Source organism: Acinetobacter sp. UBA5984 (genome assembly GCF_002429925.1).
GTDB lineage: Bacteria > Pseudomonadota > Gammaproteobacteria > Pseudomonadales > Moraxellaceae > Acinetobacter > Acinetobacter variabilis.
In genome coordinates, this window is record NZ_DJBE01000083.1 from 97189 (window position 1) to 121267 (window position 24079).

Consider the following 24079-nt stretch of genomic DNA (forward strand, 5'->3'; position numbering starts at 1 on the left):
ATGAGCGCGCATGGCATAGCAATTGCTTTTCAATCAACATCTCAAATAAAGCTGACACGGATAAATAAGAAGAAATTTATGCAAAATTTACAAAGTATCATGGAAACCGTCAGTGGCTGGGTCTGGGGCCCTTATATGCTGGTCCTCATTGTCGGGACCGGTATATTCCTGACCTTCCGCCTGCTGTTCTGGCAGTTCCGCATGTTACCACTGGCCTTTAAACAGGTTTTTGGCAAACACCCTTCGCATGAAGGCGATATTTCCCAATTTGGCTCACTCATGACCGCACTGTCAGCTACCATCGGTACCGGTAATATTGCCGGTGTGGCAACCGCTTGTGTACTGGGCGGCCCAGGGGCCGTGTTCTGGATGTGGATGACTGCCCTGTTCGGAATGGCAACCAAATATGGCGAAGGTGTACTGGCCGTCAAATACCGGGTTAAAAATGAACGCGGTGAAATGTCTGGCGGTCCAATGTATTACATTGAGCGTGGCCTGAAATGGAAATGGCTGGCACTAATCTTTGCGTTCTTTGGTGCTGTGGCGTCTTTCGGAATTGGTAGTTCAGTTCAGTCCAACACCGTTGCACTCGCGGTAGAAAATGGTTTTGGTCTAGAAACCTGGGTTACAGGTATCGTGATTACTGCGTTTTCTGCACTAGTAATTCTGGGCGGGATTAAGTGGATTTCTAGGGCTGCCTCTTTCATCGTACCGATCATGGCGATTGGCTATGTAGCGGGCGGTCTGATCATTATTTTCACCCATCTGGATTTAGTGGGTCCTGCACTGAAAATGATTTTCACCTATGCCTTTACTGGTGAAGCTGCTGTAGGTGGTGCAATTGGTGCGGCAATTCGTTATGGTGTCGCGCGTGGTGTCTTCTCGAATGAAGCTGGTATGGGTTCGGCACCGATTGCCGCTGCTGCTGCAAAAACCGATCATCCTGCACGTCAAGGCTTGGTTTCCATGACCGGAACCTTTATTGACACGATTATTGTCTGTTCGATTACCGGTATTGTCCTGGTGATGGGCTTCATCATGGCCGGCAGTGATTTTGGTGGACAAACCGGTGCTGTTCTGACCGTTTCTACATTTAACAAACTGCTGCCAGGTGTTGGTGGCTGGATTGTGACCTTCGGCATTATCTTCTTCGCCTATTCCACCATTTTAGGCTGGAGCTACTACGGGGAAAAATGTGCAACCTATCTGCTCGGTGAGAAATTTGTATTCCCTTATCGCATCATCTATATCCTGTCAGTATTTATTGGCTGTGTCGCGACACTAGATCTGGTCTGGCTGTTTGCAGATACCTTCAACGGTTTGATGGCGATTCCAAACTTGATCGGCCTGTTGCTACTGTCTGGAGTGATCGTGAAAGAATCCAAAGATTTTATTGCTCGCCGTAAATCAGGTGAATTGTATTAATAAAATTTAAAACCCTTAATAAAAAAGCCACGTTCATCGTGGCTTTTTTATTAGTTAAGTTTGCTAAAAATATCAGTTCACACGGCCAGAAAATCCATCGTCATCATCATGAGCTTGATTTAGATTTAAGAACTCTTCACGATCGGCTTCAATTTCCAGCGCAGTTTCTAGAGATAATACAAAGAACAGAACACCCGGAATTTTCATTTCCCCTTCGGCATCTTCCAGATGCTCACTGACCATTTGGTAAATCGGATGAGCTTCATCAAATGGCACATCGATATAAAGATCACCTGAATAACTTTCAATCACACCAGGCTGTTCTATGCCCATACAGGGTGCAAAGTTAATTTGGCGTTGCTTCAGCCATTCCATCAGGTTCTGACGTAAATGATAGGACTCGGCATCTGCATTTTCATGTTCGTAATTTTCAAAATGTACAAATAATACATCACGGTCTTTTTCACGTGCGATCGCATCGATATGTTTTAAAAGTTGTGGCATGTCAGGTTTCCTGTACCCGCGATGAATTTTCTCATTATAGAAGGTATTTCACTTTCATGTAGAAAGGTAAATTCATATGCGTCATATGCTGACGTAAATCACTAACTTTTTCAGCTAAAGGTCTTGGTTTTCAGTCTCATTCACCGCTATGCTGTAGCCCCCATTCCCAATATTTATTTTCGGAAATTATGGCTAAAGCAAAAAGTGTGTACCGTTGTGAACAATGTGGAGCAGACCATCCCAAATGGGCGGGTCAGTGTTCTGAATGTGGAGAATGGAACAGTCTGGTAGAAGTCAGTATTGTGCCAGCAACGACACATCGTGCTCAGCCAAAAATTGGCGGATATGCCGGTCAGGCAGCTGCGATTACCACTTTAAATAAAGTCTCCGTTTCACATGAAACCCGATTGCAAACAGGGATTGGTGAGTTTGACCGAGTCTTAGGCGGTGGTCTGGTCACAGGTTCTGTGGTGCTGATTGGTGGTGACCCGGGGATTGGTAAGTCAACTATCTTATTGCAAACCGCAACTCACATGGCAGCGGGTAATAGCTCAGCCCTGTATGTCACAGGTGAAGAATCCCTGTCTCAGGTGGCATTACGCGCCCAGCGTCTAGATTTACCAACCGACCAGTTAAAAGTCATGGCAGAAACCTGTGTGGAACGCATTTGCGAGGTGCTTGCACAGGAACGTCCTGCTGTTGCGATTCTGGACTCGATTCAGACTTTATATACCGAAACCTTGCAGTCTGCGCCAGGTGGAGTCTCACAGATCCGTGAGTCTGCCGCCCTATTGACCCGTTTCGCCAAAAATAGCGGCACTGCCCTGTTTATTGTCGGTCATGTAACTAAAGAAGGTGCCTTAGCAGGTCCACGTGTACTGGAACATATGGTGGACTGTGTGCTGTATTTTGAAGGCCAGTCGGATTCTCGTTATCGCATGATCCGCGCAGTCAAAAACCGTTTCGGTGCAGTCAATGAACTTGGCGTCTTTGGCATGACCGATAAAGGTCTGCGTGAAGTGGCCAATCCATCTGCCATATTCCTCAGTCGTTATGATGAAGCGATTCCAGGTTCCATCGTCATGATTAGCCGCGAAGGGACTCGTCCACTCCTGGTTGAAGTTCAGGCTTTGGTCGATGATGCCCATGGCCAGCCACGCCGTGTAGCCTTGGGTCTAGAACAAAACCGTCTGAATATGCTGCTTGCCGTAATGCACCGTCATGGTGGCGTACAAACTTCTGGTCAGGATGTCTATGTCAATATCGTCGGTGGTTTAAAGATTACTGAAACCGGTTCTGACTTGGCTGTACTTTTAGCCTGTGCATCCAGTATCCGGACCAAAGCCTTGCCTCAGCAACTGGCTGTTTTTGGTGAAGTTGGCCTATCTGGCGAAATTCGTCCGGTACCGAATGGTCAGGAACGTCTGAAAGAAGCCGTCAAACACGGTTTTAAATATATTATTTTGCCGCGTGCCAATGCACCGCAAAAACCGATTCCCGGCGTGCAGGTCATTGCTGTAGCCCGATTGCATGAAGCCCTGAGTGAAGCTATGAGCCTAAGTGACGAACTCAATTAGTTTTAATCGATAAATCTTGCGAAAAGCCTAAAAAAATACACATTTTTGATTGAAATCCCCTATAAAGCCTATATAAATAGAGTATTCAAATAAGTTTTTTTCACATAGGAAAATTGAATGGAAGTTCGACAGCGTGGTTTGATTGCAGGTCTTTTAACAGCAGCATTACTGGTTGCTCCTTTAACTGCTGAAGCAAAACGTGCCGGTGGCGGTAAAAGCCATGGTATGCAACGTTCTGCTGTGCCTACTCAATCTTATCAACAACCTCGTCAAGCTGCGCCAGCACAACAGGCTCCAGCCGCTGGTGCTGCAACTCAGCAAAGATCTGGCCCAGGCGTAGGTAGTATGGTTGCTGCCGGTGTAGCCGGTGCTGCCGTGGGTGCAGTTGCTGCCAATGCGCTGGCTGATGACAAAGAAGTACAAGCGGCTTCTGAAGCTCAAGCAGCTCAACAGCAACAAGAGGAAAAAGGTGGTATTCCTGGCTGGATCTGGATTTTACTTGCTGCCGCTGTTGCCTTCTTCATTTTCCGTAAGATGGGCGCAAAAAAAAAAGTAGCTTCTAATCCATACGCTCCAAATAGTGGTGCTGGTCATTCAGCACCATTTGGTCAGACACCTCCTCGCGGTGGTGACAACACCAATATTTTTGGTCAGAACGTAGGTGGTAGCACGCCAAGCACAAATGCTCCGTTTGGTTCAGCTCCGGTAAATAACGCGCCATTTGGTGCAGCCTATACCAATAGCGGCAACCAGCTTCCAGATGGTACAGAACCTGCGACTTTCTTACGTGTGGCACGTCAACGTTTCAACCACATTCAGTCAATGAATACGGCGAGCAACATTTCAGAAATTAAACGTTACCTGACCCCTGATCTTTACCAGTCGATGTATAACGACATTATGGCAAATCAGGATCAGGACGTAGCTGAGTTCTCTAACCTGAATGCAATGGTTGTGGATTCATCGACTGAAAATGGTCAATATGTAGTAAGCGTACGCTTCACTGGTACTGTAAGTGAAGACCTGAATAGCCAACCTCAACCGTTTGCTGAAATCTGGCACTTTGTCAAACCTGCCGGCTCTCAGCAAGATTGGGTGGTTGCAGGAATCCAGCAAGACTAAGTTTTTATCTCATTAATCGTATATCAACAGCGGCTTTCGGGCCGCTGTTTTGCTTTCTGAATCATTGAAAATTATTTAAATTTATTCTTGTTCTCTTTCTATTCGTTTTATTAGACCTGTTGCGAAAGTATCGTTTTACCTAATTTTTGAATTGGCTAAAACCTTATAAAATGTAGCTTTGGGCTGTTTAAATTTTGACTAACGCAAGAAGTCTATTGTTATTCTCTTAAACAAATAGCTTAGCTTGCGTGTTTTAAGCGCTATCAGTCGACTTTTATACAAAAGCCAGTTTTCAGATTGGCTTTTTTATTTTGAACCTTTTAATCTAGATACAAAGATATTTGAGATACTGACATGACTGAGAATGTTTCTCCCCCTGCCACGCTGGCAAACCGCGCACTGGCAGGCAATGCTGAAGCCCAATTTGAGCTTGCCGAACTATATATGCAGAGCGAGCATGACGAAGACATCATGCTGGCCGAAGAGTGGGCATTGAAAGCAGCCAATGGTGGCTGGGTTGAAGCCATGTACTGGCTCGGTGAGGGTTATACGGTTTATGCCAAAGAGATTGCTGAGGAAGACCCTGACGATTCCAAAGCTCACTTTGAGTTAGCCTATTACTGGTTGAGCAAAGCCAATTTCGAGAAACACCCTGCAGCGACTTTAGAACTGGCTGGCTTTTACCGTCGTGGTGATGTGGTCGAAAAAGATGTTGAAAAATCCATTGCTCTTGTAAAGCAAGCAGCTGAATGGGGCGAAGTTCAAGCCATGCGTGATCTTGCCTTTATTTATGCCAATGGTCTTGGCGTGGTCGTTGATGACCTACAGGCAGATTACTGGACTAAGAAAGCAGATGAAATTGAGCAGGACATAGAATAAATAACAAGCCCATTAGATGATGGGCTTTTTTACGAGAATAAAACTTTATTTCAGTTTTCAAATACCAGGTTATTTCTCAAAATATTTTCAAAATTTTCTTATTAGTCAGATATTAAACAATTTCGGATTGGAACCAAATTAATTTCCAAGTACAATACTTCGCTAGTCGAGGGATGCTGCGACGTTTTACAGGTACGAAATGTAAAAGCGCCAGGCTCGACGATCGGTCTGTCTTTTTCTAAGCAGACCAACAACGGCATCCGCGAACTGAATGATCAATTATTGTTTTTTATAAGGAGATCGTGATGAACGCGGTTAATGCTTCATTTACAGATTATAAAGTTGCTGATATTTCCCTAGCTGACTACGGCCGTAAAGAAATTAAACTTGCAGAAGCTGAGATGCCAGCCCTAATGGGTCTGCGTAAGCGCTACTCAGCTGCTAAACCGCTTGCTGGTGCCAAAATCCTTGGCTGTATCCACATGACTATTCAAACTGCGGTTTTAATTGAAACTCTGGTTGAATTAGGCGCTGAAGTTCGCTGGACTTCTTGTAACATCTTCTCTACTCAAGACCATGCTGCTGCTGCAATCGCTGCTCGCGGTATTCCTGTATTTGCATGGAAAGGCGAAACAGAAGAAGAATACATGTGGTGTCTTGAGCAACAGATCAATGTGAACGGCAAACCTTGGGATGCCAACATGATTCTGGATGATGGTGGTGACTTAACTGCTGTTGTTCATGAAAAATATCCTGAACTGATTGCAAAAATCCACGGTATTACTGAAGAAACAACTACAGGTGTAGCACGTCTTCTGGAAATGTGGAAAGACGGCTCTCTGAAAGTTCCTGCGATCAACGTCAACGATTCAGTAACCAAGTCTAAAAACGACAATAAATACGGTTGCCGTCACTCTCTAAATGATGCGATCAAACGTGCAACTGACATGCTGCTTTCTGGTCGTCGTGCATTAGTGATCGGCTATGGTGACGTAGGTAAAGGTTCTGCTCAGTCTCTTCGTCAAGAAGGCATGATCGTACGTGTTTCTGAAATCGATCCAATCTGTGCGATGCAAGCATGCATGGACGGTTATGAAGTGGTTTCTCCGTACAAAAACGGCGTTCAAACTGGCAAAAAAGAAGATGTGAACGTTGATCTTCTTCAAAATACCGACCTGATCGTGACTACAACTGGTAACTACCACGTATGTGACGCTGCGATGCTAGATACACTAAAAGCTGGTGCAGTAGTTTGTAACATCGGTCACTTCGACACTGAAATCGATACTAACTACTTACGTGGTTACAAATGGGTTGAAGTGAAACCTCAAGTACACCAAGTATATCGTTCAGAAAATGAAAACGATTACCTGATCCTGCTTTCTGAAGGTCGTCTGGTGAACCTGGGTAACGCAACTGGTCACCCATCACGTGTGATGGACGGTTCTTTTGCAAACCAGGTTCTAGGTCAAATGCACCTGTTCGCTGAAAAATTTGCGGATCTTCCAGAAGACCAAAAACAAGCAGCGATTCGTGTAGAACTACTTCCTAAGAAATTAGACGAAGAAGTTGCTGCTGCAATGGTTGCCGGTTTTGGTGGTGTTCTGACTCAATTGACTCCAGAACAAGCAGACTACCTAGGCGTACCTGTTGAAGGTCCATTCAAGTCTGATGCTTATAAATATTAATACCCCTCACCCATCCCTCTCCCTTAGGGAGAGGGTAACCATCCAAATTATTTTCAATGAAGTTTTAATGACTTCAAGTGAAAAAATATGGGCTTAAACCCTGCATAATTCAGTAATGAATTCTCCTCTCCCTTTGGGAGAGGTCAGGGAGAGGGTGATAAGTAAAAGGTATTTATAAAAAGGATTTGAACATGTCTAAACAGATTCCAATTTCTTTTGAGTTTTTCCCGACCAAAACTGATGCGGGTGCAGAAAAACTTAAAACCGTACATCAAGAACTACAACTGTTGAATCCAGAATTCTTTTCTGTGACGTATGGCGCGGGTGGTTCAACACGCGAACGCACTTTATCTACGATCAATGATTTTAACGGTAAAGGCACACCTGTTGCCCCTCACCTGTCTTGTATCGGCGATGATAAAGCGCGTATTGCTGAATTGCTTGATTTGTATAAATCTCAAGGGATTGATCGTATTGTCGCGCTGCGTGGTGACTTGCCATCTGGTCAGGTGGGCCTAGGTGAATTGCCTTATGCACAGGATCTGGTTCGCTTTATCCGTGAACATTCTGGTGACCATTTTCATATTGAAGTTGCGGCTTATCCTGAAATGCATCCACAAGCAGACAGCTTTGATAAAGACATTCAGCACTTTGTGGATAAAGTAAATGCTGGCGCTAATGCTGCATTGACCCAGTTCTTCTTTAATCCAGATGCATACTTCTACTTTGTAGACCGTATCCAGAAAGCTGGAATCGATAGTCCGGTTGCGCCGGGTATTATGCCGATTACCAATGCCAGCAACCTGATTCGCTTCGCAGATGGTACAGGCGCAGAAATCCCACGCTGGATTCGCAAGCAACTGGCAACTTATGGTGATGACACTGCAAGCATTAAAGCCTTTGGTCATGAAGTCGTGGTGAAATTCTGCGAACGCCTGATTGCTGGCGGTGCACCAAGCTTGCACTTCTATACCATGAATACCACTGATCCAACCCGTCAACTTGTTAAAGACCTCGGTCTTGCATAAGTAAAATACCTGATTTGAGAGTAAAACTTTAATGCCGCGTTTTTTTATTGAAGCTGATTTAGCAGTAGATACCACTGTAGAACTGACTGAAACAGTGTTTCATCATTGGGTTAAAGTTTTACGTGCTCAAGTCAGCGAAAAAGCCACCCTGTTTAATGGACAAGGTGGTGAATATGAAGTTGAATTGGTTGAAGTTTCCAAAAAGTCGGCTGCTGTACAGGTCAATAGTTATAACCCTACTGATCGCACACCAAAATTTAAAGCTTTGCTTGGCCAGGTCATGAGTAAAGGTGACCGCATGGATTATGCGATCCAGAAGGCGGTCGAACTGGGTGTATCTGAAATTCAGCTTTTAACCTCTGAACGCTGTGAAATGCGCCTGAAATATGATCGCGACCAAAAGAAACTGGATCACTGGCAAGGTGTAGCCATTGCCGCCTGTGAACAGTGTGGTCTGAATATTGTTCCTAAAATTTTAGCGCCAATGTCACTTGAAAAATGGCTGGAAACCGATCTTCCTACTACCAAACTAGTGCTAGCGCCAAATAAAGAAGAAATTGATGTACTGGCGAATGCCACGCCGGATATTGCTTTGCTGATTGGCCCTGAAGGCGGCTTGAGTGAAGCAGAAATCCTAGCGGCGAATGCTCAAGGCTTTGTCAATTGGTGTATTGGTGAACGTGTCCTGCGTACCGAAACTGCTCCTGTCGTTGCTCTCTCAATTTTGAATTACACTATTTAAGCGGTCAAAATTGTAAAATTTAGTTATTAATTTTATTGATTTTTATTTATAAGCACTCTACTCTTGAGTCAATAATAATGAAACACATATTGATTGATTTAAGAATCATTCAGGCTTGAATAAAAATTAAAATCTAGGATAAAAACCGTTCAGGACGAATACAAGGCACTTAATTATATGATTGATAATCAAGAGGCTTATATCAAAGAGCACTTGCATCGTGCTCAGATTGCGAACACGCTTCGACATAGCCGATATTTTCTGTTAAGTATCATGATTATTTGCCTCTATATTTTCTGTGTTTATCACATTCAATATAGCTCATCGAATAGTTACTTTAATCTCTGGTTTATCCTGACTGAAATTACCGTTAGTATGTGCTGGCTCATCAATACCCTGTATTTTAAGCCTGAACAATATCAACTGAAAAATGCACATTACTGGTTACAGATCCAGAGCCTTGCGGTAGGTTGCTGTATCGCTTCTGGTATTTCTCTGATTTATTATTACCTACCGCAGGCCAATATCAATTTTGATGAAATAGAAGCACTCACTCTTTCGGCTTTGCTATTAATCGTGACTCAGGCTTTTGGTCTGACTTATTTAACCCAGAAGCTCAGTTACTTTTCACTGGTATTTTTACCTTCATTGGTACCCTTTTTACTCTTTCAGTTTTTTCATATCTCGGGTGCCAATCCGGTCTTTGGCCTGGCACTAAATTTTGCAGTCATTGTGATCCTGCTCTGTGCCAATAGTACCTATCGTATTCATACCCGTACTTCCCGCCTTTATGCAGAAAATGAATTGCTGGTGAGTAATGCCGAACAGCAGGTCGCCTGGACTGATGAGCTATGCAAACAGCTACAAACTGAAGTCAATAAATCCAAAGATATTAAACTGGAGCTACAACTCAGCAACCAGCTACTGGAACAGAAAGTTCGTGAACGTACCTATGATATTGAACAGATTAATATTGATCTGAAAAACCAGCAGCAAAACCTTGAACTGACTCATGAAATCGCCGGTATCCGTCCATGGGACTGGAATATCAAAGACCGCAGTATTTTGCTGACCAATCATAAAGATGAGAAAGTACAACGGAAATCCAGCGAACATCATTTACAGTTACAGCGTATGATTCATCCTGATGATCTGGCTGCGTTCAAAAGCAATATGAAACAGCATTTGCGTGGGAAAACTGAGCGCTATGAAGTAACTTACCGGATTCAGCAAGCACCGGGAGTCTGGAGCTGGGTACATGATGTAGGCCGGGTGATCAGTCGCGATCCTGAAACTCACCGCCCTTTACGCATGGTCGGAATTTTGCGTGATATTCAGCAGGAACGTAGCTCTCAAGAACGCCTGAAACTGGCAGCCAGTGTGATCGAGCAGGCGGCTGAAGGAATCTTCATCCTAAATGATGAATTACGTTATATCGAAGTAAATCCTTATTTCGAAAATTTGTCCGGTTTTGAACGTAATGACATCTTGGGTAAATATCTATTTGATATCACCGCGAGTCATAAGTCACAGCAGCACACTATTCATTCCAACATCATCAAGCAAGTCGTGAAAATCGGTTCCTTTGATGGCGAACTGAGTGAAAAATTCCTGTCTGGCAAAGAGATGCCACTCTGGTTACATATCAATGCGATTACTGATGAGGAAGGTCGTATCACCCACTACATCGGCATTGTTTCCGATCTGACTGAGCGTAAATTACAGGAACAGCGCCTGTCTTATCTGGAAAATTATGACACGCTAACTGATTTGCCAAACCGTTTTTACTATAACTACCAGTTGCATCAGTATCTGATGACACAAAAAGATTCCATCAAGAAAATGGCGGTGATCCGACTCAATATCGACCGTTTCCGTCCATTGAATGAATACCTGTCTAATAATGGTGGTGATGAGCTGTTGCGTCAGGTGGCACAACGCTTACGTCTGACCAATGCTGAAGCCCTGTTTGTGGCCCATCTAAATGGTGACGATTTTGCGATTCTGTATGAAATCTCGCATATTCGCCCGTCTGTACAGGAACACTGTCAACGAATTGCTGAAGCCTTCCAAGCTCCTTTCCATATTTTTGGACAAGATTATGTGATTACCCTATCGATGGGCGTGGCTTTCTATCCGGATCATGGCCGTCAGCTAGATTATTTGAATAACTGTGCTGAACAGGCGCTGAGTGAAGCCAAAAATCTCGGCGGGAATACTATCCATTTCTACTCCAATGAAAATACAGCTTTGCTAGAGCAAGGAATTTTCATTGAACGCGATCTGCGTAAAGCCATCCAGAATGGTGAACTGGTAGTCTACTATCAACCAAAAATTAATTTCAATGACCAGCACATTTATGGCTTTGAAGCTTTAGTGCGCTGGAAACATCCAGAGAAAGGTATTATCCCACCTGACCTGTTTATTCCTTTAGCGGAACAGACCAGCCTGATTTCCGAGATCGGTCGTTTGGTGATTCAGCAAACTGCTAAACAGATTCGTGAATGGAATGATCTTGGCTTTCATAATATCTGTGTCTCTGTGAATATCGTGGCGCAGCAACTGCGTCGTGGTCAGTTACTCGATGATCTGGATCAGGCCATTACCGAAAACCAGATTTCTGGCACCAGTCTGGAATTGGAAATTACTGAATCTTCACTGATTGAAAACTCTGAATCTGTCAAAAATCTGCTGAACCAGATCAAGCAGCGCCAGATTAATATCTCGCTAGATGACTTTGGAACTGGTTATTCTTCTTTATCCTATCTTGCCGATTTTCCTATTGACATTCTCAAAATTGACCGCCGTTTTGTCTCTAAAATTGGCGAACATAAACAGGAAGCGATTGTCAGTGCCATGGTCGCGATGGGTAAAGCCATGGGCATGACTGTCGTCGCTGAAGGTATTGAAACTGAAGAACAGCTGCAATATCTACGTGATTTAGATTGTGATATTGCCCAAGGTTACTTCTTCTCCAAGCCATTGTCTGAACTGGAAGCAACTGCATATTTAGAACAGAATCGCGTCGCTGAAACTTATATATATCAAGTCTAAGTCTATATCTACCTCGAATAATATTGTCGCAAAAATGGTCGACTTTGACTGGGCTAAGTGCTTAACAAATGTTATATTCAGAGCTATAAATGCAATTTTTTACCCGCTTTCTGGGTAATCTTTACAACGATAGAGATACAGATGGACGAACAATCTTTAAAGCAGCAGGCTCTTTACTATCACGAATTCCCTACTCCAGGAAAAATCAGCGTTACACCAAGCAAACAATTGGTCAACCAACGTGACTTAGCCCTTGCTTACTCGCCTGGCGTTGCCGCACCATGTCTTGAGATTGAACGCGATCCTTCAACAGCTGCACTGTATACCGCACGCGGTAACCTGGTTGCAGTGGTCAGTAACGGTACAGCAGTTCTTGGTTTGGGTAATATTGGCCCATTGGCGTCTAAACCGGTCATGGAAGGTAAAGGCGTACTGTTCAAAAAATTTGCGGGTGTTGATGTATTCGATATCGAAATTGCTGAAAATGATCCCGACAAGATTGTTGATATTGTCGCTTCTCTAGAACCCACTTTTGGCGGGATCAACCTGGAAGATATCAAGGCTCCAGAATGTTTCTACATTGAGCAGAAACTTCGTGAACGCATGAAAATTCCTGTGTTCCACGATGACCAACATGGTACTTCAATCATTGTAGGTTCTGCTCTTCTTAATGCTTTGCAATTAAACGGCAAAAAAATTAATGAAATCAAGATCATTGCTTCAGGTGCCGGTGCTGCTGCCCTGTCTTGCTTGAACTTGCTTTGTGCCCTTGGCGTGAAAAAAGAAAATATCATCGTTGCTGACTCACGTGGTTTATTGACAACTAAACGTGAAGGTCTGGACGAATCTAAAAAAGCATATGTACAAGACATTGATGCCTCTCAGATCGGTGACGTGATTGCAGGTGCAGATATGTTCCTGGGTCTTTCTGCAGCCGGTATTCTCACCAAAGAAATGGTGAAACTGATGGCCAAAGATCCAATTATCTTTGCCTTGGCGAACCCAGATCCAGAAATTCTGCCTGAACATGCACACGAAGTTCGTGATGACGTGATCATGGCAACTGGCCGTTCTGACTATCCAAACCAGGTAAACAATGCACTGTGCTTCCCTTATATCTTCCGTGGTGCATTAGACGTTGGTGCAACCACCATTAATGAAGAGATGAAAATTGCCTGCGTACACGCGATTGCACGTATGGCACACGTAGAAGCAGATGCTGCATCTTATGGTGAAAAATCAGCTTCTTTCGGCCGTGATTACCTGATTCCTGGTCCACTGGATCAACGCCTGATTCTGGAAATTGCGCCTGCAGTTGCACAAGCTGCAATGGATTCTGGCGTGGCGACTCGTCCGATTCAGGATTTCTCGGCATATCGTCAACGTTTGTCTGAGTTTGTGTATAACTCAGCCTTCATGATGAAACCAATCTTTGCACAAGCTAAAACAGATCCTAAACGTATCGCTTATGCAGAAGGTGAAGACCTGCGCGTACTTCGTGCTGCACAAATTGCAGTGGATGAAGGCTTGGCAAAACCGATTCTGGTGGGTCGTCCAGCAGTCATCGAAGCCAATATCAAGAAATTGGGCTTACGTCTTGAAGATGGTGTCAACATCACCATCGTGGATCAGGAAAAGAACCCGGATTACGAAAAATTTGCAGACGACTATTACAACCTGATGCAACGTAAAGGTGTAACGCCTGAATATGCACATCGTGAAGCGCGTCGCCGCTCTACCCTGATCGCTGCGATGCTGGTACGTCATGGCATAGCGGACGGTATGTTATGTGGTACGTACTCAAGCTACGACATCCATCTGGACTTTGTCAGCAATGTCATCGGCAAACAGGATGGCCATAATACCTTCTTCACCTTAAACGCATTAATGCTGGAAGAGCGTAACCTGTTCATCGCAGATACCTACATCAACCGTAATCCAACGGCTGAACAGCTTGCTGAGATGACGATTCTGGCTGCTGAAGAAGTACGTCGTTTCGGTATTACACCGCGTGTTGCCCTACTTTCTCACTCTAGCTTCGGTTCAGACCAGCACGATGCCAGCGCACAAAAAATGCGCCGTGTATATGAAATCCTTTCTGAAACTGCACCTGAGCTTGAAGTTGAAGGTGAAATGCATGGTGATGCAGCACTGGACGAAAATATCCGTCAGTTTGCATTCCCGAACTCTCGTTTCAAAGGTTCTGCAAACTTGCTGATCATGCCAAATCTGGATGCAGCCAATATTTCGTTTAACCTGTTAAAAGCAACTTCAGGTAACAACGTGACCATTGGTCCTATCCTGCTTGGTGCTGCGAAACCTGTTCATATCTTGACACCAACTGCAACGACTCGTCGCGTAGTGAATATGACTGCGTTAACTGTCGCTGAAATTCAGGAAGCAGAAAAAAACGCGCTCTAAGGAATGTACGCATTAGCGTAACTTCTTGACTTGAGAAAACCTCTATTCTGTAGCATGATGCTTGTAAGAATAGAGGTTTTTTCATGCAAGTTTATTTAGTAGGCGGTGCAGTTCGGGATCATTTACTTGGACACCCCTATCACGAAAAAGATTATGTGGTTGTCGGCGCGACGCCGGAACAATTGCTTGCTGAAGGTTTTCAACCTGTTGGCAAGGACTTCCCTGTTTTTCTTCACCCTGAAACCAAAGACGAATATGCTCTGGCACGCACCGAACGCAAGTCTGGCTATGGTTATCATGGTTTCGAATTTTATACCGATATTAATGTTACCTTGGAAGAGGATCTGATCCGCCGTGACTTGACCATCAATGCCATGGCCATGGATGATTCAGGCAAGATTTATGATCCTTATGGCGGTCAAAAAGATCTGGCTGATCGTGTACTGCGTCATGTATCAGAAGCTTTTGTCGAAGATCCTTTACGTGTTTTAAGGATTGCCCGCTTTGCTGCGCGTTATCAACATCAGGGTTTTAGCATCGCAGAAGAAACGTTGGTACTGATGAAGCAGCTGGCGGAATCGGGCGAGCTTAATGCATTGACACCTGAGCGGGTCTGGAAAGAAACCACACGCGCACTGATGGAACAGGATGCAGATGTGTATTTTGAAGTATTACGTAGTTGTGGTGCTTTAAAAGTACTGTTCCCGGAACTGGATGCCTTATATGGCATTCCGCAACGTCCTGAATATCATCCGGAAATTGACTGTGGTATTCATACCATGATGTCTTTACAGCAAGCCTGCCGCCAAAATTATAGTCTGGATGTGCGTTTTGCGGTTCTGGTTCATGACCTGGGTAAGGCATTAACCCCTGTGGAAGAATTGCCACGCCATATCATGCATGAAGAACGTGGGATCAAACCGGTAAATGAGCTGTGTGAACGTTTAAGAGTTCCGACTCATACCAAACAGCTGGCATTGGCGGTCTGTAAAGAACACTTAAAATGCCATCAGGCTTTTAACTTAAAACCTGGCACTTTATGGCGTTTATTACAGCGTCTGGATGTATTGCGTCGTCCTGAACGTGTTGAAGCGTTTGTACAGGCCTGTGAATGTGACTCTCGCGGCCGCTTGGGGTTGGAAAATCGTGCTTATCCTCAGGCTCAATATGTGCTGGATGCCATGCAGGTGGTTCGCAGTATTAAAGCTCAAGATTTGCCACCAGAAATTCAAGGTCCGGATATTGGTGAGATGCTAATTGAACGACGGATTGCCGCTCTGGCAGAACTGAAAGAACAGCATAGTGCCATACTTTAAACATCAGGCTCCTTCGGGAGCCTTTTAATATCTTAAATCTTACTCATCTCGATTTTCTATATAAATAGCAATAATTCTTTGAAGCTATCGTGTAATTTCAACACTTAAGGAAAGTAAATATTGATTATGATTGATATTATTTTTAGCTAAGAACATGTCTAATGACTTATCTCATCCGTCAACTGGATCTTGAAAGAGACCTGCATGATGTTCATCAACTCACGATTCAGCTTGGCTATCCCTCTACGCTGGAAAAAATCAAACAGCGTTGGGAGTATCTCCATCAAGACAGTCATTATCAGACACTGGTTATAAAACAGGATTCACATGTGATCGGCTATGCCGGTTTTATTCAGGAATACACTTGGGAATTTGACGGTGGATATTTAAGGATTCAGGCTTTTGTAATTGATCAGGCCCATCGTGGAAAAGGTATTGGCAAGCAACTGATGGCTGCTATTGAACAGATTGCAAAAGAGCAAGGCTTCAAGATGATTCAGCTCAACAGCGGAAAACGCGAAGAACGTCATCCTGCGCATGCCTTTTATCAAGGACTGAGATTTGACAATTACAGTATTGGATTTCGTAAGCATCTGGAGTGATCAGCCAGTCGTAACCAGCTGATCAATCGTGGATTTAATTTATGAAATTTCAGCAGGGAAAGTAATCACTTTTTCCAATTTCATCTGATTGGTTGCAATCATCAGCAAGCGATCAAGACCTAGGGCAATACCTGAACATTCCGGCATTTGTGGCAATGCCGCCAGCAAATACTCATCAATCGGCATGACATGCAAGCCAAGCGCTGCCCGTTCTGCATTATCTGCTTCAAAGCGGGAACGTAAAACTTCAGCATCAATCAGCTCATCATAAGCATTGGCCAGTTCCAGCCCTTCGATATACAGCTCAAAACGGGCTGCAACCAGCTCCCCATCTTCATCGATTCTGGTTTTAGCCAATGATGCCAGTTCCGGTGGAAAATCTGTCAGAAATACAGCCGTATCGAACCCTAGGCTTGGCTCGACCATATGCGAGAATAAAAGGTCGATATATCCTAAACGGTCATCACCCAAGTCCAGATTGAGACCTACCCGGCGACAACAATCTTTGAGTTGCTGCAAAGTGGCCTGTAAAGGATTGAGATCCAAGCGATCCATAAAGGCATGTTTATAGCTGAGCACAGTGGGACGGATTTCCCCAAAACGGGCCTTAAGTGTCACATTTAACAGATTCGTCACTTCAAACATCAGATCTTTCAGACTAAGGCCTGGTCGATACCATTCCAGCATGCTGAATTCACTATTGTGCTTGCGGCCGTGTTCATCATCCCGAAATACTTTACATATCTGGTAAATCGGCCCACTGCCACTGGCCAATAAACGTTTCATGGCAAATTCAGGTGAGGTCTGTAGATAATGTGTGCTGAGCTTACCCATGACATGACGCTGGGCCTGAATCGAAGCCAGATGCACATCGGTCACACCAGCCTGAGATAAAATCGGGGTTTCCACTTCCAGCACGTCACGTTCAGCAAAAAATTGACGGAGCTGGGCATACATGTGGGCACGTGCTTTAATGGCTTTTAAGTCGCAGGTCGGTTGATAAGATACTGTTTGACTCATGCCTTTGGCCCTCCATGAGCGGCCCATTCACGGCGTAAAGGATAAGTCTTGCGTAAATGATCAAATGCTTTCTGATCGACTTTGCCATCTTTTAAACAAGCACGCAGATTGGCATCATCACGGGCGATATCATAGATCTGGGTTAAATGCTGTTGTAGCGCCAGTTTTAAATCCTGATTCTGGAAAAGCTGCTCACAGACAGGCAATTGGCTTTCAAACTGCTTATTAATCTCAAAGCCAAAAGTCTGGCAAAATGCCTCGTAAATCATTTGAGTACCGCGTGCCTTACCTTCCAGACTATAACCTGCAATATGTGGCGTCACCAAGGTAATCAGATTCAGCAGCTGTTCAGAAATTTCCGGTTCATGCTCAAAGACATCCAGTACAACCTGACGTTGAGTTGTCTGAATATCAGCAATTAATGCTGCTTCTTCAACAACTGGCCCACGCGCTGAATTAATTAAAATGGCTTCCGGCTTCATTTGTCCAAGAGCATTAGCATTAATTAAATGATAAGTCGGATGCTGACCTGTTTTGGTTAAAGGCACATGAATGGAAATGGCATCTGCTGCTTTTAGCAATTCTTCAAATTCAACCTGATGAACCTGATCACGTTGCACAAAGGGATCGTAGGCAATCACATTCCAACCCAGCAATTTGGCCATTGTTGCCAAACGTGAACCGACATTTCCTAGACCCACAATACCCAAGGTGAATTCTTTATTTGCATTAATCAATTGGAGTTGTAAATGCAATAAAGCCGTAATCACATATTCAGCCACCGCCTGTGCATTACAACCGGGTGCATTGCTCCAGCGAATGTTCTGTTGTTCTAGTGCAGCAATGTCCAGATGATCTGTACCAATAGTGGCACTGCCAACAAATTTAATCTTACTGTCCTGTACGAGTGCTGCATTGACTTTGGTCACGGAACGAACCAATAAAGCCTCGGCATCTTTTACATCTTCCGCAGTGAGAGTTCTTCCTGCACGATGCTGAATATCACCAAATTCTGCAAAGAAATAATCGGTAAATGCCAGATTTTCATCTGCGACAATTTTCATAATCTGTTCCAATGACTGAATCTGTCTATCATACCGCGTCAACCGGGATGTGACTATTTTCACTCAAGCTTTAGATGAATTCTTGCAAACATAGAGATATAAAAAATGCCAAAGTCAAACATCACTTCGGCAAAGGAGTGTAATTGGAGTAAGAAAATGACGCAGGGTTAGACTACTGAATCTTCAACTAAGTTATGAATTGTACCATCAATAATGCCTTCATTTTTTAATACAGCTAATTCCTCAGAATTTTTAAACCTAGATAAGATTAAACCGGTATGTTCACCCAACTGTGGCGGTGCATGTCGATATTCTACCGGCGTGTCCGAAAGTTTGATTGGCGAAGCAATAACTTTGAACTGATCATTTAGCATATGTGGAATATTAACCACCATCTCCCGATACTTAATCTGTGGTTCAGCCAGCGCATCCTTTATCGAATTAATTATGCCTACCGGTACTTTTACTGCATGTATGGCATCGACCCAGTCTTTGGCATTTTTTGCGAGAAAATATTCTGACAATAAAGGAATAAGTTCATCGCGATGTTTCACCCGATCCTGATTACGCTGGAATTTTTTATCCTCTAAAAGTTCAGGTAAATTAATAGCTATACATAGATCCTTGAACTGCTTATCATTACCGCAAGCAATAATAAATTCTTTATCTTTGGCTTTAAAAGTTTGATAGGGAACGATATTGGGATGATTATTTCCCATTCGTTTTGGTGCCACACCTGACGTTAAATAATTCATACCCTGATTAGCCAATGTGGCCACCTGTACATCCAGTAAAGACATATCAATATATTGTCCTCGTCCTGTGTGCTGGCGTGCCAGTAAGGCTGCCTGTATGGCAATAGTTGAATAGAGTCCGGTCTGAATATCTACTACGGCTACTCCAACTTTTTGTGCACCTGCACATGGTTCTCCATCTCTTTCACCAGTTATGCTCATCAAACCTGACATGCCTTGGATAATAAAATCATAACCCGGCTCTTCGGCACGTGGTCCATCTTGACCAAAGCCTGTAATTGAACAATATACCAGCTTTGGATTTAACCTACTTAGACTGGCATAGTCTAGACCATATTTTGCCAATGAGCCTGCCTTATAGTTTTCAATTACGACATCAGCAGTTTTAGCAATTTCCTGAATAATCTCTTGTCCTTTTACACTTGCAATATCAACTGCGACTGAATATTTATTACGGTTAGCGCATTGAAAATAGCCTGATTCGCGTGTCACTTGGCCCTGCTGATCCAGCATCCATGGTGGTCCCCACATACGGGTATCATCTCCTAACTGAGGACGTTCAATTTTAATAACTTCAGCACCTAAATCGGCCAGAATCTGGCCACACCATGGTCCAGCCAAGACTCGGCTTAAATCTAGTACACGTATTCCTTTTAATGCACTCATGCTCATTCCTCTTTAAGGGGTCGGGCTACATCCCGACCATTTCATTCTTTTATAATTACTGACTTGCTGTGGCTGGACGAGTTGGTTTCTTAGTATCGACTGATGAGATAGAATCGCTTTGTTCTGCTTCTGCCGTCTTCACCAAACTAGTCTGTTGAGGATCATATTGACGTTCACGAATAAACAGGCCTGGAATCACCCCTGCAATGAAATACGCAGTTCCCATGACGATAAATGCCATAGTAAAAGAACCACCTGCTGCGATAAATCCAATCGTTGCTGGAGCAATTGCCGCGCCAAGGCGTCCCATGTTGTATGCTCCACCGATTGCTGTGCCACGTACATCTGTTGAGAAAGTCTCAGCCATGTAAGTCGCATTGACACCATATGGAATGCCGTAAAGGAAACCAAAGGTAATCAATAAATAGGCAATATTAGTTGGGTTGTTATAGAAAATAATGATGGGCAAGAAAGCTGCAGTACTCACTGTACCAAATACAAAAGTAATACGGCGTCCAAATTTATCTGCCGCATAACCAGCAAGAATCTTACCTAAGATCATGGCCGTATAGGCACCTACCATATAGCCTGTTAAGGCCTTAAAATTCATATTAAGTTCAGTTTCAAGGTAGGTCGGCATCCAGTTATTAACACCGTAGTAACCGAACTGTAGGAATGCAGCTGTAGTCATCCATAATAGGAACATACGTCGATGCAACTGATGCCCAAAGATACGCTTATAAATGCTTTCTGATGGCTGTTGGGGAGAAATAGGAGTTTCGAGAATATCAAGATTCAGTGCTTTACGCTTAGCCTGTTCAATTTTAGCTTCCTGCCATGAAGCTGGCTCTGGAACAAAACGCATAAACATTAGTGCAAAGGCAGCAGGAATAATCGTTACGTAGAACAACATACGCCAACCATAATCCGGAATAATCGAACCTGCCAACAAGGTTGCTACAATATAACCTACGGTTTGACCTGTCTGGAGTGTACCCAGCACAGTAGTACGATATTTAGTCGGTACATATTCTGCCATCAACGTATTACAAGCCATGTACAATGAACCCAACCCAAATGCCCCAATAAAGCGAAGCACCATAAACTGCTCATAACTTTGAGTAAGTCCCAAAATACAGGTCATGATTGAGAAAAATACGACTGACCACGCAATCGTTTTCACTCGTCCAAACTTATCACAAGTCCAACCACCCGTAATGCCGCCTAGTGCCATTCCTGCTAATGAAGAACTACCTAACATTCCAGCCTGAAACGAGGTCAAACCAAATTCTGCTTTCAGACTGGTCAAGCTAAACGACAGCAGCATGATGTCAACGCCGTCAATTACCAACGAGACAAATGCAAATATAAAAGCTAATTTCCAAGTATGGGTATGAATACGATGGGCCGTTCCAACGTTCTTAGGCAGTTTTAAGCCTAAAATGACAGCGTCCTGATGGATACTATTTTGATTTTCATTTTTCATGTATTACCTCATTTTCCCAAATGAGTCACCGACATTCCTCTGTCTTCAGTTCTTCAGCAGTGTTCTTTATTCTTTTTCTGCTTGTATCTTTTGAACTTTGCTTACTAATACTGAGAATTACAAGAAAGCTTCACGATGAATCCTTTATTTAAGTTATTGATTAATTTTAGGGACAAAAGGCCCTAAGGATGCTCAACCCTGAGCATCTCTGATTTATAAAATGAATTAATTAGAAAAAGCAGCAATACCCGTTTGCGCACGACCTAGAATCAAGGCGTGTACATCGTGTGTACCTTCATAAGTATTGACCACTTCCAGGTTTACCAGATGACGAGCTACACCGAATTCATCAGAGATCCCGTTTCCGCCCATCATGTCACGCGCTAAACGGGCAATGTCTAAAGCTTTACCACAGTTATTACGCTTGATCAGGGACGTACCTTCTACTGAAGCAATGCCTTCATCTTTCATGCGGCCAAAACGTAAAGCCACTTGTAGACCTAATGCAATTTCAGTTTGCATGTCTGCCAGTTTTTTCTGGATTAGCTGATTCGCAGCCAATGGACGGCCAAATTGTTTACGATCCATGGTGTACTGGTGAGCAGTGTGCCAGCAGAATTCAGCTGCGCCCATCGCACCCCAAGCAATACCGTAACGGGCACTATTCAGACAGGTAAATGGACCTTTTAAACCACGAATTTCGGGGAATGCGTTTTCTTCTGGAACAAAAACATTGTCCATCACGATTTCACCGGTGATCGAAGCACGTAAGCCAACTTTACCGTGAATCGCTGGTGCAGAAAGCCCTTCCCAGCCTTTTTCTAAAATAAAGCCGCGAATATCACCGACATTGCCTTCAGGAGACACTTCTTTTGCCCAAACCACAAAGACATCAGCAATCGGACTGTTGGTAATCCACATTTTGGCGCCCGTCAGACGGTAACCACCATCCACCTTTTTCGCACGGGTAATCATGCTGCCCGGATCTGAGCCATGATCTGGTTCAGTCAGACCGAAACAGCCGATATATTCACCGGTCGCCAGTTTTGGCAAATATTTCTGTTTCTGTTCTTCAGAACCAAATTCATTGATTGGCACCATCACAAGAGAACTTTGCACACTGGCCATAGAACGATAACCTGAATCCACACGTTCTACTTCACGGGCAATCAGACCATAGCTGATATAATTTAAGCCGGCACCGCCGTATTGCTCAGGAATGGTTGGACCCAGCAGACCGAGTTCACCCATTTCACGGAAAATGGTTGGATCTGTTTTCTCATGACGGAACTGCTCTAATACACGCGGCTGTAACTGTCCCTGACAATATGCACGCGCAGATTCCATGATCATGCGTTCTTCTTCAGTCAGTTGCTGCTCCAGTAAGAACGGATCCTGCCAGTTAAAATAGACTTTGCTGGTTTTTTTCGTATCGACCATTTGATTCATAGTATTCCCTGCCAATCCTTCATCTATCTATTAGATGATGTTGTTTTATCCTTCAGATTGACTCTAGGCATGAATCATGACTTGTTCAAACAATAAATTTGCATGCAGCTATGCAATTTACGCATACCTTATATAAGTTGGTATTTTTAGAAATTATCTCCTTAGCTAATTTGCCTGTTTTTTATACTAAAGTCGTATAGTAGTATAAGAGTGATATACCATTTATTGATATCTGACCATTTTAAGTTCAAGGATGAACAGGTGCGTAGAAAAATACCCTCCCTGCAAGCGCTGATCTGTTTCGAATCTGCTGCACGTCATGCCAGTTATACCTATGCTGCGCAGGAACTGTTTTTAACCCAAAGTGCAGTTTCACGTCAGATCCAGCAACTGGAAGAGTATTTAGGTACAGCTTTATTTACTCGTACGCGGCATGGTGTAGAACTCAATCATGCTGGACAACAATATTTAAAGAGTATCACTCCGCATCTCAAAGGACTGGAACAGTCAACACTAGATGTCATAACGCATCAAGGCCGCGGTGGTACTTTAAAACTGGGCGTAGTGCCTACGTTTGCGACTCGCTGGCTATTACCTAAACTCCAGAGCTTTAATCGACTCTATCCTGAAATTACGGTACATCTAGAAACCAGCACCCGCCCTTTTCTGTTTCAAGAACAGATTTTCGATGCTGCCATTTATGCAGGAACTCCTCAACAGGTTGAACAATGGCCTGGTACGCATAGCCATTTTCTAATGCATGAAGATGTAGTTGCTGTCTGTGCGCCTAACCTGATTCAACAGTATTTTCCCGATGCACAGAAGATTAATGACTACAGCTATGACTTAAGTGCTGAACAACTGGTTCAACTCCCTTTATTACAGCAAACTACCCGGCCGAACATCTGGGAAGACTGGTTCAAGCTGCATCAGATCCAGCATCCGAATCCTTTTCAGGGGCAACGACATGAACTTTTTTCCATGCTCGCTGTAGTGGCTAGTCATGGCATAGGAATGGCCTTGATCCCACAAATGCTGATTGAAAAAGAATTAAAGCGACAGGAATTGGTACTGGTGTCCAGCAAGACCTTAGAAAGGAAACGAGGCTATTATCTGGTTCATTCCAGTCAGGAAAGCTCACCGCTGATTGAAAAATTTGTTGCCTGGATACAACAGGAAATTCAAGGCAGCCTTCCATCTGAGTCTGCGCTATAAACCCCAATGAATAGACAATAAAAAACCCCGATCAATGATCGGGGTTTTTCGTATCTGGCGGAAGCG

General features: G+C 43.8%; 18 protein-coding genes. 12 read left to right on the forward strand and 6 right to left on the reverse strand.

What is annotated here, in order from left to right; translation table 11 throughout:
- Positions 1–78: 78 nt before the first annotated feature.
- Positions 79–1425 (forward strand): alanine/glycine:cation symporter family protein, encoded by a 1347-nt coding sequence (locus B3J29_RS14890; protein ID WP_034701324.1) that lies wholly within the window; start codon positions 79–81, stop codon positions 1423–1425.
- Positions 1426–1497: 72 nt separating this feature from the next.
- On the opposite strand, the gene B3J29_RS14895 is transcribed toward B3J29_RS14890, so the two are convergent.
- Positions 1498–1929 (reverse strand): hypothetical protein, encoded by a 432-nt coding sequence (locus B3J29_RS14895; RefSeq protein ID WP_034170963.1) that lies wholly within the window; start codon positions 1927–1929, stop codon positions 1498–1500.
- Positions 1930–2117: 188 nt separating this feature from the next.
- Between B3J29_RS14895 and radA the strand changes: the two genes are divergently transcribed.
- The 10 genes from radA to B3J29_RS14945 all read left to right on the forward strand — a co-directional run bounded on the left by radA (position 2118) and on the right by B3J29_RS14945 (position 16358).
- On the forward strand, positions 2118–3506 hold the full coding sequence (gene radA, locus B3J29_RS14900) for a DNA repair protein RadA (RefSeq protein ID WP_004784697.1): 1389 nt from the start codon (positions 2118–2120) through the stop codon (positions 3504–3506).
- A 117-nt stretch (positions 3507–3623) separates the two neighbouring features.
- A complete protein-coding gene (locus tag B3J29_RS14905; RefSeq protein ID WP_034701326.1) occupies positions 3624–4628 on the forward strand; it encodes a Tim44 domain-containing protein in 1005 nt (334 codons plus the stop codon).
- A 354-nt stretch (positions 4629–4982) separates the two neighbouring features.
- A complete protein-coding gene (locus B3J29_RS14910; protein WP_034701328.1) occupies positions 4983–5507 on the forward strand; it encodes a tetratricopeptide repeat protein in 525 nt (174 codons plus the stop codon).
- A gap of 305 nt (positions 5508–5812) precedes the next feature.
- Complete coding sequence (ahcY, locus tag B3J29_RS14915; RefSeq protein WP_005236746.1) at positions 5813–7195, forward strand: adenosylhomocysteinase; 1383 nt, start codon at positions 5813–5815, stop codon at positions 7193–7195.
- A gap of 191 nt (positions 7196–7386) precedes the next feature.
- On the forward strand, positions 7387–8223 hold the full coding sequence (gene metF, locus B3J29_RS14920; RefSeq protein WP_034170966.1) for a methylenetetrahydrofolate reductase [NAD(P)H]: 837 nt from the start codon (positions 7387–7389) through the stop codon (positions 8221–8223).
- 31 nt (positions 8224–8254) lie between these two features.
- A complete protein-coding gene (locus B3J29_RS14925; protein WP_034170967.1) occupies positions 8255–8965 on the forward strand; it encodes a 16S rRNA (uracil(1498)-N(3))-methyltransferase in 711 nt (236 codons plus the stop codon).
- A 177-nt stretch (positions 8966–9142) separates the two neighbouring features.
- Positions 9143–12019 carry a sensor domain-containing protein gene (locus tag B3J29_RS14930; RefSeq protein WP_034701331.1) on the forward strand — a complete coding sequence of 959 codons (2877 nt, stop codon included), beginning with the start codon at positions 9143–9145 and terminating at the stop codon, positions 12017–12019.
- A 141-nt stretch (positions 12020–12160) separates the two neighbouring features.
- The gene (locus B3J29_RS14935) at positions 12161–14440 is read left to right on the forward strand and encodes an NADP-dependent malic enzyme (protein WP_034701334.1); all 2280 of its coding nucleotides are present in this window, start codon (positions 12161–12163) and stop codon (positions 14438–14440) included.
- Between the two features lie 83 nt (positions 14441–14523).
- Positions 14524–15756, forward strand: coding sequence for a multifunctional CCA addition/repair protein (locus B3J29_RS14940; protein WP_004784716.1), 1233 nt, complete (start codon positions 14524–14526; stop codon positions 15754–15756).
- Between the two features lie 161 nt (positions 15757–15917).
- Complete coding sequence (locus tag B3J29_RS14945; protein ID WP_034701336.1) at positions 15918–16358, forward strand: GNAT family N-acetyltransferase; 441 nt, start codon at positions 15918–15920, stop codon at positions 16356–16358.
- A gap of 39 nt (positions 16359–16397) precedes the next feature.
- Here the strand turns inward: B3J29_RS14945 and epmA are convergent, their stop codons facing one another.
- From epmA to B3J29_RS14970, 5 genes are all read right to left on the reverse strand, one after another.
- Entirely contained in the window at positions 16398–17378 is a 981-nt protein-coding gene (epmA, locus tag B3J29_RS14950) for an EF-P lysine aminoacylase EpmA (RefSeq protein WP_034701339.1), read from the reverse strand.
- Entirely contained in the window at positions 17375–18442 is a 1068-nt protein-coding gene (locus tag B3J29_RS14955; protein ID WP_034701341.1) for a 4-phosphoerythronate dehydrogenase, read from the reverse strand. Before B3J29_RS14955 ends, epmA begins: the two co-directional genes overlap by 4 nt.
- Before the next feature lie 167 nt (positions 18443–18609).
- Positions 18610–19863 (reverse strand): CaiB/BaiF CoA transferase family protein, encoded by a 1254-nt coding sequence (locus B3J29_RS14960; protein ID WP_034170974.1) that lies wholly within the window; start codon positions 19861–19863, stop codon positions 18610–18612.
- Between the two features lie 55 nt (positions 19864–19918).
- Positions 19919–21349: an MFS transporter gene (locus B3J29_RS14965; protein ID WP_034170975.1), complete on the reverse strand. Its 1431-nt coding sequence runs from the start codon at positions 21347–21349 to the stop codon at positions 19919–19921.
- A 225-nt stretch (positions 21350–21574) separates the two neighbouring features.
- Positions 21575–22798 carry an acyl-CoA dehydrogenase gene (locus B3J29_RS14970; RefSeq protein WP_034701343.1) on the reverse strand — a complete coding sequence of 408 codons (1224 nt, stop codon included), beginning with the start codon at positions 22796–22798 and terminating at the stop codon, positions 21575–21577.
- Between the two features lie 261 nt (positions 22799–23059).
- Between B3J29_RS14970 and B3J29_RS14975 the strand changes: the two genes are divergently transcribed.
- The gene (locus B3J29_RS14975; protein ID WP_034701345.1) at positions 23060–24013 is read left to right on the forward strand and encodes a LysR substrate-binding domain-containing protein; all 954 of its coding nucleotides are present in this window, start codon (positions 23060–23062) and stop codon (positions 24011–24013) included.
- Positions 24014–24079 lie beyond the last annotated feature (66 nt).